This window comes from Flavisphingomonas formosensis (assembly GCF_009755815.1).
In the GTDB taxonomy this organism is placed as follows: domain Bacteria; phylum Pseudomonadota; class Alphaproteobacteria; order Sphingomonadales; family Sphingomonadaceae; genus Flavisphingomonas; species Flavisphingomonas formosensis.
In genome coordinates, this window is record NZ_WRPK01000009.1 from 199,429 (window position 1) to 212,024 (window position 12,596).

Annotated in this window: 12 protein-coding genes and 1 pseudogene; 8 read left to right on the top strand and 5 right to left on the bottom strand. The window is 59.7% G+C overall.

The features are described 5' to 3' along the window. The first annotated feature begins 3 nt into the window (after positions 1 to 3). Positions 4 to 746 (top strand): annotated as a pseudogene (locus tag GQY20_RS23020) (acetylating acetaldehyde dehydrogenase). A 269-nt stretch (positions 747 to 1,015) separates the two neighbouring features. Here GQY20_RS23020 and GQY20_RS33105 read toward each other — a convergent pair. From GQY20_RS33105 to GQY20_RS23040, 4 genes are read right to left on the bottom strand one after another with little or no spacing between them, the layout of a single operon-like run. Then, positions 1,016 to 1,306, bottom strand: a complete 291-nt coding sequence (locus GQY20_RS33105) for a glutathione S-transferase family protein (protein ID WP_408641133.1) — start codon at positions 1,304 to 1,306, stop codon at positions 1,016 to 1,018. Then, positions 1,303 to 3,015, bottom strand: coding sequence for a bifunctional 3-(3-hydroxy-phenyl)propionate/3-hydroxycinnamic acid hydroxylase (locus tag GQY20_RS23030; protein WP_157219490.1), 1,713 nt, complete (start codon positions 3,013 to 3,015; stop codon positions 1,303 to 1,305). The genes GQY20_RS33105 and GQY20_RS23030 overlap by 4 nt, the downstream gene beginning before the upstream one ends. 60 nt (positions 3,016 to 3,075) lie before the next feature. Beyond that, positions 3,076 to 3,945 (bottom strand): alpha/beta fold hydrolase, encoded by an 870-nt coding sequence (locus GQY20_RS23035; protein WP_157219491.1) that lies wholly within the window; start codon positions 3,943 to 3,945, stop codon positions 3,076 to 3,078. 34 nt (positions 3,946 to 3,979) lie between these two features. Next, the gene (locus tag GQY20_RS23040; protein WP_157219492.1) at positions 3,980 to 4,912 is read right to left on the bottom strand and encodes a 3-carboxyethylcatechol 2,3-dioxygenase; all 933 of its coding nucleotides are present in this window, start codon (positions 4,910 to 4,912) and stop codon (positions 3,980 to 3,982) included. 137 nt (positions 4,913 to 5,049) lie between these two features. Here GQY20_RS23040 and GQY20_RS23045 point away from each other — a divergent pair, with 137 nt between their 5' ends. Further along, positions 5,050 to 5,862 carry an IclR family transcriptional regulator domain-containing protein gene (locus GQY20_RS23045; RefSeq protein WP_198351149.1) on the top strand — a complete coding sequence of 271 codons (813 nt, stop codon included), beginning with the start codon at positions 5,050 to 5,052 and terminating at the stop codon, positions 5,860 to 5,862. A 32-nt stretch (positions 5,863 to 5,894) separates the two neighbouring features. On the opposite strand, the gene GQY20_RS23050 is transcribed toward GQY20_RS23045, so the two are convergent. Continuing rightward, the gene (locus GQY20_RS23050; RefSeq protein WP_157219494.1) at positions 5,895 to 6,656 is read right to left on the bottom strand and encodes an SDR family NAD(P)-dependent oxidoreductase; all 762 of its coding nucleotides are present in this window, start codon (positions 6,654 to 6,656) and stop codon (positions 5,895 to 5,897) included. Positions 6,657 to 6,725: 69 nt separating this feature from the next. Here GQY20_RS23050 and GQY20_RS23055 point away from each other — a divergent pair, with 69 nt between their 5' ends. The 6 genes from GQY20_RS23055 (at position 6,726) to GQY20_RS23080 (ending at position 12,562) form a co-directional block, all read left to right on the top strand. Beyond that, positions 6,726 to 6,863, top strand: a complete 138-nt coding sequence (locus tag GQY20_RS23055; protein ID WP_157219495.1) for a hypothetical protein — start codon at positions 6,726 to 6,728, stop codon at positions 6,861 to 6,863. 74 nt (positions 6,864 to 6,937) lie between these two features. Beyond that, a complete protein-coding gene (locus GQY20_RS23060; RefSeq protein WP_157219496.1) occupies positions 6,938 to 8,989 on the top strand; it encodes a flavin-containing monooxygenase in 2,052 nt (683 codons plus the stop codon). A 103-nt stretch (positions 8,990 to 9,092) separates the two neighbouring features. Next, a complete protein-coding gene (locus tag GQY20_RS23065) occupies positions 9,093 to 10,370 on the top strand; it encodes a cytochrome P450 (RefSeq protein WP_157219497.1) in 1,278 nt (425 codons plus the stop codon). Positions 10,371 to 10,472: 102 nt separating this feature from the next. Beyond that, entirely contained in the window at positions 10,473 to 11,327 is an 855-nt protein-coding gene (locus tag GQY20_RS23070) for an acetoacetate decarboxylase family protein (protein ID WP_157219498.1), read from the top strand. Positions 11,328 to 11,538: 211 nt separating this feature from the next. Further along, positions 11,539 to 12,276: a glutathione S-transferase family protein gene (locus GQY20_RS23075; protein WP_157219499.1), complete on the top strand. Its 738-nt coding sequence runs from the start codon at positions 11,539 to 11,541 to the stop codon at positions 12,274 to 12,276. Continuing rightward, positions 12,269 to 12,562 carry a putative quinol monooxygenase gene (locus tag GQY20_RS23080; RefSeq protein WP_157219500.1) on the top strand — a complete coding sequence of 98 codons (294 nt, stop codon included), beginning with the start codon at positions 12,269 to 12,271 and terminating at the stop codon, positions 12,560 to 12,562. Before GQY20_RS23075 ends, GQY20_RS23080 begins: the two co-directional genes overlap by 8 nt. Positions 12,563 to 12,596: the final 34 nt, after the last annotated feature.

Here is a 12,596-nt window from a genome sequence, read left to right on the forward strand (position 1 = left end):
CCTGTGAGTAAAATAGAGACCGCTATCATCGATTCTGGTAATATCGGCACCGACCTGATGATCAAAATGATCAAGTGGCCGAAGAACGTGGAGCCTGTCGCTGTTGTCGCGATCGACGAGAAGTCCAAAGGGCTTGCCATGGGGCGCGAATGCGGGGTGGAAACGACGCATGAGGGGTTTGGAGATCTCCAAAACATGGCGATCTACCAAGAGATCGGCATCGTGTTCGATGCAATATCTACCTATGCCCACAAGGTGCATGACGCGGCTCTGCGAGCGGACGTAAGCAGGTGGTCGCCCTCACCGCAGCCGCTATCGGTCGCTATACGATTCCCGCGGTGAACGGCGACGCCAATCTGGATGTCGGCAATGTTAACATGGTCACCTGCGGCGGACAGGCCACCATCCAAATGGTGGCCGCGGTTAGCCAGGTCGCGACCGTTCATTATCCCGAGATCGTGGCTTCAGTATCCTCACGATAGGCGGGGCCGGGTACGAGGGCGAATATCGACGAGTTCACGCGGACGACCGCGGGCGCGATCGAGAAGGTCGGTGGTGCCGCCCAGGGCAAAGCGATCATTATCCTCAACCCGGCCGAGCCGCCCATGATCCTGCTGGAGGTTGAAGGGGCGGGCGATTATCTGCCGAGCTATTCCGGCAAGCTCGACATCATGACGGCTGCAGCCAAGGCGACCGGTGAGTTGCTGGCGCAGCGCATTCTCGAAGGAAAGAAGGTGGCGGCATGAGCGCTAACTTCAATGTGGAAGCGGGCGACAAGATTTAGGTCCAGGACGTCACCCTTCGCGACGGCATGCACGCCATCCGCAATATCCGGTCGGCGCCAACTCGCTTTTGAGAATACGCAAATCTCTACTGATCGCGGTGCGAGCCGCTTCTCGCACGGATCGCTCGGCCCCCTTGTCTGAACAGGCGTTTCGCGGCAGGAACAGGCGATTGAAGGCCGAAAGCGTGCTCGAGGCCAGCCAGGCCGCCTTTGATACGACCAATGCTCGCTCTAAAGGGAGGTCGGCGGACGGCAGGATGCGAGTGTCAGGGAATAAATCGGCGACATATGCCAGTATCGCAACGATTTCAGTGAGTGGTGGCCGTCGACTAGAAGAGTAGGAATTTTACCCTTCGGGTTTAGAGCAAGATAATCATTACCAAGATGATCGCCTGCCAACACGTCAGGGACGATGACCTCGTAAGGAACGTCCGCTTCTTCTAGAGCAATCATACTGGTAAGTGAACGCGATCCCGGGAGGGTGAACAAGGTTAGAGCCACGTCCTTACCTTCGGGTGTCACACTGTTGCGATGCGCTTGCTTGTCGTGACATCCGATCGAGTGCCCAATTCCAGATTATCGATCTGCAATGTCGCTTGCCCGCCTATGATGTTAGCCACTCTTCGGCTCGCCTCGTCTAGAACCTGCGGCGAAACTATAGCGGCGACGAAGCGGTCGGGCCGGATGACGACGATGGAACCGTCGGCGTCCTGCTGAGCAAACCATTCGTGCAAAGCGTCTTGCAGGTCCCCGACGACGGTGGTCCCTGGGAGAATCGTTCCGCGGAAATTGCTGAGCTGCGTGGAGGGGATCACGGCGATCATATGTGCGCCAACGTGCGACCAGTAGCGTCGGACCGCGTCGGACATGTGCAATTGGGGATCGCTTCCCCAGGAAAGCACTGCGAAGCGCAGGCCGATGACATCGTCGAGCCTGCTGCGCTTGCCGTCTCTGGTCAGAACATCGGGTTGGGGGAAGAGCCGGCCAGTGGCGTTGCCCTCCGGCTTTCCCGCTGCATCTGACAGAACGATGCCCTGCGTGAAGCGGGGCATCGGCTTGAAGCGCATTTGCACGAAGTAGCGCTTCACCGGCGGGATCGCATTGAGAGCCAAGGCGACGCGATCCCGGAGCCAAGCGATGAGCTTGTTCGTAGGCGCGAAGATGCGTCCGGCCGTGACCGAAAGATCGATCATGGCCTTGGCATGCGTGCGCCGCTCGCTCTCATAGCTTTTGAGAATGTCTGGAGCGGCTTCCCCGCGCACGACCATGGCGAGTTTCCAGGAAAGATTGGTCGCGTCGCGGATTCCGCTATTATAGCCCTGACCCTGCCAGACCGGCATGAGGTGCGCGGCATCGCCCGCGATCAGAACCCGTCCCTTGCCGAAACTCCGCGCCAAGCGGGCATTGTGCGTATACACCCGGCTTCGCAGGACGTTGGCGCGCTCGGGATGGGGCAACGCGCGGGCGAGCAACTGGGCGACGCCCTGCGGCGACGTCAATTCCTCTTCGCTCTCTTCGCCGAACACCATGAACTCGAGCCTGCGCATTCCATGGGGCAGGGCGATCGACACATAAGGGCGCGACGGGACGCAGTGGAGATAGGAGTCCGGCAGGCCGACGGGATCGTCGAGGATGTCGATTACCACCCACCGGGTCGAATCCGTGATGCCGTCAAATGCTATACCAAGCTGTTTGCGCACATTGCTACGGCCGCCGTCACAACCCACCAGCCATTTGGCCCTGACTGCAGCGCTGCGATCGCCCGTCTTGACGGCAAGCTCCACATGATCGGAATGCTCCGTGAAGGTGGAGACTTCCGCTCCGAAAACCATTCGAACGGAGCTGAACCTCTGCAAGCCTTCATAGAGGATCGCATCGACCATTGGCTGGATGAACGAGCTTCGCCGTGGCCATCCGAATTCCCGCGTCTTGGGATCGATCAGCGCAAATGTCTTTCCCGTCATCGTCAGGAAGCGCATCTTCTGGCCAGGGGTCGTATGCTCCGCGATCGCGTCGCCGAGCCCGATCGCCTGGAAACTGCGCAGGCACTCGTCGTCCATTCCGACGCCCCGAGGGTAGTCAATCAGCCGATCGCGCTGCTCCAGGACGAGCGTGCTGATTCCCAGGCAGCCGAGATAGTTGGCGATCGTCAGCCCGACCGGTCCCGCGCCGACGATCGCAACGTCGACTTCCATGTCATCGAGCACGATAGTGTCTCCTGGCAGCATCATTATGCCCTGGGGTCAGGGGAATTATGGTCGTTTCGCGAGTGGCGACGGAGCAAGCCTGCTTCATGAGCGGCCAAGCAGAAAATCTAGATGGAGCTGATTGAACTTCTCGGCATCCTCGAACTGCGGCCAGTGGCCACATTCGTTCATCACCTCGTAGCGGGCGTTCGGCAGCAGCTCCGCGATGCGGCGACCTTCGCCCGGAGTCGCCGTCGGATCGTGCGAGGTCCAGAGCACGAGGGCAGGGGACGCGATGCGCCGTGTATCTTCGTCCGAAAACATGTTCCGGCGGCGGACATCCATGTCCTGCATGCACAGCACGCGCTCCATTACCTCGGGAAAGCCGGGCTGCGCGTAGATCGCACGGCGCGTCTCAACCAGATCGTCGTTCACCTTCGAGATGTCATGCATCAGGAATTCAAGCCTGCTCCTGATCCTCGCTGGCGTCGGATCGTTCACCGCCTCCATCGAGAGCCGCTTGATCCGAGCCATCACTTCGGGATGCGCGGTCCAGCCGCCCGCCGTGTTGAGGACGAGGCGCTCCACCTTCTCTGGATGATGCAGCGCTATCCAACCCGCTACCCAACCGCCCAGAGACTCCCCTGAGATACTCGCTTTGTCGCGTCCCAGGGCCTTCATTACCGCCACGACGTGGGCGCCATAATCCGGCACCTCATAGGCGCAGGTCGGCTTGTCGCTCCAGCCATGCCCGATAAGGTCGATGGCAACCGTCCAGAAATGCTCGCCATGGGCCGCAAGGTTGCGGCTGTAGGCCTCGGCGTGACCGCCTGTCCCATGCAGGAGCAGGAGCAACGGCTTGTCGCTCGATCCCGAGGAGAGAAAGCGCGTTTTGATGCCGTCGGCGTCGATATAGCCCTGGGTGAAGGCGACTTGGGTCAGGTCAGACCAGACAGATTTGTGGAATTCGGACATGTGGGTTCTTACCTTCCGGGCATTCACGAATGACTTAAGCGCATGTCGCCGTGAGGATCCCCATGCCGGTGATCCACTCGTCGATGACCTCGTAGAAAACTTCCGTGGCCGAATAGCCCGCGCCCAAGGCGGAAAGAGCGGCCACCCATGTACGCGCCTCGTGCCCGCCGCGGCCACCTGCTTCGCTGATCGACTGTTGTGAGCAGTCGTCGAGGCTTGAGAGGTTTCCGGCGAGGAAAGCGTCCAGCAGTTGGCGATCCCAATCGGCGTTGGCCGGCCGCAATCGGGACTGCCCGATTGCCATCGCATTTCCTTCCGTGGCGGCGCGAGCCTGTCGCGCAAAACGCGACGCGTGATCGAGCGGCGCTCCGGAGATCAGGCGCTCGCGTATTTGAGGCGTTGCGCTTGCCAGCTCCGCCATGGGCGGATCGTGTGACAGTCCGCCGGAGCCGATGACCAAAATGCGTTCCGGCGCCTGCCGGGCCCACGCGCCGACAGCACGGCCCAGAGCTCGTGCGCGTTCGAAGGTCGGAAGCGGCGGCGCTGCACAGTTGACGAAGATTGGAATGACCTGGTGGAGCGCGTGATCCGTCGAAAGCCATTCGAGTGGCTGCACAGCGCCGTGATCCACCTGCATATTGTGCGAGATCGCAGCATCGACGCCCGCGTTCAGAACAAATCTCGCCAGATCCGCCGCACGTGTCTCTGGAATGTCGAGCTTGCCTGCAGCCGTGCCATAATCTCCGATCGACGTCCCTTCAATTCCAATGCAGAAGGGCGGAAGGAGACCGTAAAAGAAACCATTGATATGGTCGGGGTAGAAAATGACTGTGAGATCGGGCTGCTGCTCCGCCACGAATTTTCCCGCCTCATCGAGGGAAGCGTTGAATCTAGCTTCCTTTTTAGAACTCGGGCGGGTCCGGTCCTTAAGCGGGCTGTGTGACAAGCACACGGATCCGACAATCATCGAGTTGCTCCTGAATTACACCCATCTAAATGGCCGTGGGATTAAAGCGGGATTGCCGCTTGACGATTGGGAAAATGCTTGATCTTTTGCAACGGCATTTGCGTGGATGTTCCCATGGTGAACATGAGAGAGGGCCGGTGAAAACGAGCGAGGAAGCCCCCTATAAAGATGTGCGGTCGCTGGTTCGGGGGTTGCAGGTCATCGAGGCGCTGAGCGAGCTTGGCTGGGCCAAGATGGGCGACCTGAGCGCAGCGGCGAATATCGAACGGTCGTCAACATATCGGCTGGTGAATACCCTCATACAGCTGGGCTATGTTTCCCGTCGAACCGAGGACGGCGCCGTCGCATTGACACCAAAATTCGCCTATCTCGCCGACGCTCTGAAAGATGACGACATCGTCACCCAATTCGCTTGGCCGCCGCTGTTCGAACTGAGCAAGGATGTGCTGTGGCCGTGCGACTTTGCCAGTTTCGTCGGCGGCAAGGTTCTGATCCGGCTAACGACCCACAAGATCAGCCCCATGTCGGTCCATCGCGCCATGGTTGGAAAGGAGCGCTTCCTCGTGCGTTCGGCGCTGGGTCTGGCGATATTGTCAGCGATGGACGGTGACGAGCTGGAAGCTTCGCTCGCGATCGTAGAGAAAATGGGCGGGACGAATGCGGAGGATGTCCGCAATCGCGAGCGTATCCACAGTTTGATCGCGACGGTGCGCGAGCGCGGTTATGCAAGTTCGACCGGTCAGAGCGAAGGAAAAATCAGTGCGATTGCGCTTCCTGTCTCCGGGCCAAATGGCCATGTCGCCGGCGCAGTGAACATCGTGTTCTTTCGCAGCGTCATGACGACGGAGCAAGCTGCCGAGCGCTATCTCGACAAGCTACAAATCTGCGTCCACCAGGTCGAGCAATCGCTCGCGGATTTTACCGAGCGTAAAAGCGTGCCGTCCGCCTGAGCTGTGCATCGCGCGGTCGGCGGCATCGTTGCCTATCGTGCGGTCAAGCCACCATCCACAACAATCGCCTGTCCGGTGATGAACGAGGCTTGGTCGGACGCGAGGAAAGCGACGACGGCTGCAATCTCCTCCGGCTGACCCCATCGTCCCATCGGGACGCGGAGCTTGTCGTTGATGAGGGCGTCGCTCTCCGCTTTCGTCGGCGCGAAGCCTGCCGTCATCGGTGTTTCAATGTAGCCGGGACAAACGACATTCACGCGAATGCCGTCTTTGGCATGCTTGAGGGCTGCGTCCTTTGTGGCGCCCACGACGCCGTGCTTGGATGGACCATAGCCCGCAGGGCCGATCGATCCCGTCACACCAGCGATCGAGGCGATGTTGATGACCGAACCGCCACCTGCCTGCTGGAGCAGCGGAAGCCCCACACGCATCGCGCGCCACGTCCCGAGGAGGAACATATCGACGTTGCGTTCGAAATCATCATAGCGATCGGTCGAGGTGCGTCCGGCCGAATTTACCAACACGTCGAGCCGCCCAAAACGGTCCGCGGTGCTTTGAACGCTCGCTTCGACGGAAGCTGTGTCGAGAATGTTGACCTGGCTGAACACCGCTTTACCACCGCCTGAGACAATGGCCTCGATCGCGTTGCGGGCACTCCCCTCGTCCAAGTCGGCGATCACAGCAGTCGCGCCGCTGGCTGCGAGGCTTGCCGCGACCGCCCGCCCAATGCCGCTCGCGCCGCCGGAAATCCAGCAAATCTTGCCTTCGAGGCTTGGATAGGTGACGAATTCCATTCTCAGCTCTCCCGCAATATTCTCTTCGCATCCGCGGCGGACTGTCTCATTATCCCCCGGAACGATGGCATGGGCCAGCAGAAGCATTCGGAAGGAAAGAAGCAGACGCTCGGCCGATCGCGCGTTCGCCACCTGATCCTCGAACATTTCGAGCGCTCGCCTGCCTTCCAGCTCGTCGTGGTCGAAGTCGAGACGGCTAAGCAGTGATAACATGGGTCGCAAGATCGATTGCCGTATTGTTCTCGCAGTGAACTCGGCCGGTGCGACCGAGAGCTCCGGGCATGATCTGCATCATTCGACGGCTTTTCCATAGCATCGTACCCCTCAGAGGCAGGCATAAAGGACGATGTTCGCGATGCGAACGGTCGCGTGATCACGGTTGCCGCGCCTGCTGCCAGCTTTTATCTCCAGGCAGAAGCAGGCGAACAAGGACAGCTTCACCGCCGCGAGGGCCCATTCGGCACGAAATGTGCGCCTGGCCGCCTGCGTTCGGCGTGAAAAATGCGACCAAGGAACAGGATGTCTCGATGAACGATACTCAACTCCAAGCCGAAGCGGCCGCGTGGAGCTCGGATTTCGAAGCTGCGATCAAGGCGGACGATCGATCGAGACTGGCCGAGCTTTTTTGCGATCCCTCCTATTTCCGCGACAACGGGGCGCTGACCTGGGATTACCGGCAGTTCCACGGCCGCGAAACGGTGGTGTCCACGCTGCTGTCCTTGTCGCGGGAGGCTGAGCCCACCCGCTTCCGCCTGTCGGAGAGCTGGCCTGCGCCGCAAATTCTTGGGACAGGCGAGTCTGCCATTGTCGAAGCCTTTTTCGATTTCGAAACCAAGGATGGGTCGGCCGTCCTTCTCCTCAACGCCGTTTCCGAGGAGGGGCGACTGAAGGCGCGGGCGGTTTTCACCCGTCTTGAGGATCTCAAGCTCATCGAAAAAGTGCCGCCCCATCCGCGCGGCCGTGGTTTCACGCCGAGCTATCCGGGGGAGACCTGGAAGGAGCATCGCGATGCCGCGCGGCGCTATGACAATGCCGAGCCGGAGGTCATGGTCATCGGTGCGGGCCAAGCGGGGCTGACGACCGCTGCCTATCTCCGCAAGTTCGGTGTCGACGTGCTCAATGTCGACCGGCATGAGAGGGTCGGGGACAGCTGGAACAAGCGCTATGACTCGCTGTTTCTCCACAATCCGATCGAGATGAACGATTTCCCCTTTCTGTCCTTTCCGCCGCACTATCCCGAATATCTGCCGAAAGACCTGATCGGCGAGTGGCTCGATCTTTACGCGCGCTACATGGACCTCAATGTCTGGACGAGCACGACGTTCAAGAGCGCCCGTTATGACAGCGAGCTGCAGCAATGGGACGCGGTGCTCGGTTTGGCCGACGGCAGCGAACGCATTCTGCACCCACGCCATATCGTGCTCGCGACCGGCGGGATCGGGGGCAAGCCTTCCATGCCCAGCTTCCCGGGGCTGGACAGCTTCGCCGGGACGGTGATTCATTCCTCGCAGTACACGCGGATTTCCGACTACGATATCAAGAAGGCGGTTATCATTGGCGTCGCCACCAGCGCGCACGACATCGCGCGGGACCTTGTGGAGCACGGGGTCGCCGTGACCATGTTCCAGCGTGACCCTGTCGTCGTCAACAACGTGGCCACGGCTAACCTCGCCTATGCCGCTTATTTGGATCCCGAGATCCCGACGCCGCTGGTCGACATTCGCTATGGTATCGGATTGATCAATCCGCTACGCGAGAAGGCCAGCCAGGCTTATCACAAGATGGCTAAGGAACTTGATCGCCCGCTTCTCACGCGCCTCGAGGCTGCGGGCCTCCAATTGGGAGACGGTGTGAATGGTCAGGGCTGGCTCGATCTCTTCCTCCGATCTGGCGGCGGCTACTATCTCAACACCGGCACATCCGAACTGATCGCGGACGGCGCCATCAAGATCCAGCCGTTCCAGCGGTTCGTCGAGTTCGTTCCGACCGGCGCGAAACTCGAAGACGGCAGTATCGTCGAGGCTGACATCGTCATCCTCGCCACCGGTTATCAAAGCCGCAGGACCGAGGTCGTCGACTTCTTCGGCGAGGATGTCGCGGACAAGGTTGGCGAGATCGCGCGCCTCGATCCCGAGGGAGAATGGGCCAACATTTGGGGGCAGACCGCTCAACGCGGCCTGTGGTTCAACGGTGGCGGGATCAACCAGATGCGTCCCGGCTCGGCGCGGCTTGCCCTTCTGATCACCGCGGACCTGAACGGCCTCATCCCCGAGAGCTTGAGGCGCGGCCATAGTGACGTGGCGTCTGCAGAGATGCGCCAGGCTGTCGGCTAAGGGCACCGGTCGCACCGGGCCGAGCCCGTTCTTACGCGCTCGGTTCGTCGCGGCGATCCAGGCGATGTGACGCCTCGAAGCCCTACAAGAATGGAGAGCATCTATGGATAGGCAGGATCTCAGCGAACGGCAGCGGAGCAGCGTCGAACTCGACGGTTGCCCGATCACCTTCACGGATCCCGAAACTCGGCGATGCCCGTTTTCCGCCTATCACAAGCTTCGGGACGAGAGTCCGGTCTATCGCGATCCTGTCAGCGGCAACTATATTCTGACCCGTTACAGCGATGTGCGCAAAGCGGCGATGGATACCAAGTCGTTGTCTTGCAAGACCGGGGTCATCCAGACCCGGAAGTCCGATATCAGTGAGCAGATCAACAAGATGTTCGAGGAGCAGGGTTACCTGCCGATGGACACGCTCGTCACCAACGATCCTCCAGACCACCGTCTGTATCGCTCCCTCGTGGACAAGGCCTTCGCGCGCGACAAGGTTGCCGCCCTCGAGCCTCAGATTGAGCGCGCTGTCAAAGAGTTGATCGACAGCTTTATCGACAAGCCGGAAGTTGATTTTTTCGATGCTTTCGCCATGCGCCTGCCGCTTACGGTGTTCACCGAAATCCTGGGAGTGACTGACCGCGATATCGATAAGTTCAAGCGGTGGAGCGATATGTCGCTCGAGACATCCAACCCGGCGTTGGCACCGGAGCGCGAACTGGTGCTGGTGCAAGCCGTTATCGAGCTCCAGCAATATTTGGCCAAGAATGTCGAACGTGTCCGCGCCGCTCCAGACGACAGCCTGCTAAGCACGCTCGTTCACGCCGAGGCAGACGGCCGCAAGCTTGAAATGCGCGAGTTGATCAGCATCCTTTGGCTGCTCTTCATCGCCGGCGGCGAGACGACGGCAAACGCCATCGCCGGCGGCATGGAAATATTGATCGACCGGCCGGAATTGGCCGATCATATCCGCGACGACCCGAAAAAGCTTGACGCGTTCATCGAAGAAGTGCTGAGGATCAAAGCCCCGGCGACCACCATGTTCAGGCGCGTGACGTCCGACATCTCCATCGGAGGCGTCGACATTCCCGCAGGCTCGATCATCGAAACGCGCTTTGGCGCGGCCAATCTCGATCCAGAGGTTTTTCCGGATCCGGAAACACTCGATCTTGATCGGGCAAATGCGCGATCGCATCTGACTTTCGGAAGCGGCATCCATATGTGCATCGGCAATCAGCTGGCCCGTGGTGAGTTGCGGGCGGCCTTCCGGCAGCTGACGGAGCGCATGCATCATTTCCGCGCATCAAGAGGGCCGGAAAGCTACTCATATACAACCACGTACGTCGCTTATGGTTTAACACAGCTCTGGATGACGTTCGACCGCCGATGACGGCGGAGGTGAAGGCGCTCGCATTCGAGGGTTGCGACCAGGCGAGATTTTTGAACGACTCCGTCTCCAGACGAAAGCCGCGGCGATTTTGAAGGACAGGATATGAACAGCGGAACCTATATCGGCGGGATCTTGAACTTGACCGGCGCCATGCCCGGTGACGGCTTTCAGTATGATGGGCCGGCTATGCCAAGCTATCCGGTCTACATGGTCATGTTCCGCAGCACTCACGACGCGATCGAGCGCTTCATCCTTCAACCGCCGCTGAAAGCAGATCGTTCGGAAGAGCCCATCGTGAAGATGTGGTATTTCGTCAATCCGCAGAACCGGGCGATCGATGGACAGGTGACGCCCTACCATGCCGTCCAGTTCGCAGCGCCCTGCATCCACAATGGACGAAAGGGTCAATCGGGCTGGGAATATGTGGATGGCCTGCGAGGGGACAAGACTTCCATGGACATCATGGGGCCGTGGAGTGTCTATTTTGGCATGGCCAAGAAGATGGGCGACATCAGCTTCATTCCGGTGGCACCCGACGAATTCGAGATCACGGTCGATCGGCGGGGAACACGCCTCGTCACGATGGGCATCCGCATCGGCGCGGAGTTGACCGGCGAACAGCTCGACGCCGTCCGCGCGCAAGCGGTCTGGCCGGAGCAGATGACGGTCAGGGCTATCCCAAGCCCGGACTATTCCCATTTCACCCAATATGCGGTTTGCGCCACCTCCACGGAGGAAGGGAACAGCATCGACCGCGCATGGCTTGCGGACAAGGCGTCTGTAGTCTTTGGTCATCTTGACATGGATCCGCTCGACGAGCTTCCGGTCCTCGAGATCACGGGCGCTTATGCCGTCATGAACACGACTCATAAAATCGTATTCACGGAGATGCGGGTAATCGACGATCTTCTTCAAAGCGCCGATATCCCTGTGCCTACTCCGGTTGCGGTGGATTGACGGTACGGCAGCAGGTGCACCGTGGCCCGTTCCGCTGAGCCGCTCTCAGCGCGACGGTTGCATGGCACAGGTCTGGCCGACGCATTCGCGGGACGGCCTTGCACGCACACGGATGTCGCGAAGCTATCTTGCTGCGCTAGCGTGATGCGGGCCGACAGATCAGCGACGACCACTGCACGAAGAAGCGCAATCGAGTTAGAGAGGACAAGAGATGATCGACCTGTATTTCTGGCCGACGCCGAACGGAAAGAAGGTGACGATCCTGCTGGAGGAGGCGTCGATTCCATATCGCATCAAGCCTCTCAACATCGTCAAGGGCGAGCAATTTGACGAAAGCTATCTCGCGCTCAACCCGAATCACCGCATGCCAACTATGGTGGACAGCGATCCCTCAGGCGGAGGCGCTGCGATCTCGGTGTTCGAATCCGGCGCAATCCTCATGTATCTCGCGGAGAAATCCGGGCAGTTCTGGCCCCAGTCGACCGACAAGAAATATGCCGTGGTGCAATGGCTAATCTGGCAGATGGCCAATATGGGTCCGAAGATAGGCGAGTATAATCATTTCAATCGCCTGGGATCCGAGCAAGGTGACCAAAGCTACGCGATCCGGCGTTTCGACGACGAGGCCAACCGGCTGTATGGCGTGCTGAACTATGCACTGCACAAGCATGAATTCGTGGCCGGCGCGGAGTACAGCATAGCCGACATGTCCGTCATTCCCTGGGCGATGAACTGGAAGGCGCACGGACAGGATTTGGACGTCTTTCCCCACGTCAAGCGGTGGCTGGAGCTGGTGTTGAGCCGCCCCGGCGTCCAGCGAGGACTGGATGTCGGCAAGGAACTGACCGTCGATCCGAATACATTCACGCCGGAAGAGAAGGAGCGCTTCCGCCGCTTGCTGTTCAACCAGCGCGCTATACCCGTTCCTGGTGGAGAATTCGATGCCTGACCATCTGATCGAGCATAGCCATATCCAGATCAAGGATGGTCAGGCGGAGCGTTACATCGAACTGTTCCCGACCTTCAGGAGTATATTCTTCTCGCATCCCGGCGCTGTATCGCTGCGCCTCTTGCGCGACAAGGCGTCGGAAAGCGCGTTCATCTGTTCGATGGAATGGGAGTCCGCAGCAGCCAAGGAGCGCCTGATTAAAAGTCCGGAAATCAAGGCATGGATGGAGATTTTCTGGCCTTTGGTCGGCAACGAACAAAATAGCTATTTTGAAGAGGTCGGCTGAGGATCGTCAGCGCCGGAGCAGGCGTGGCTCCTTT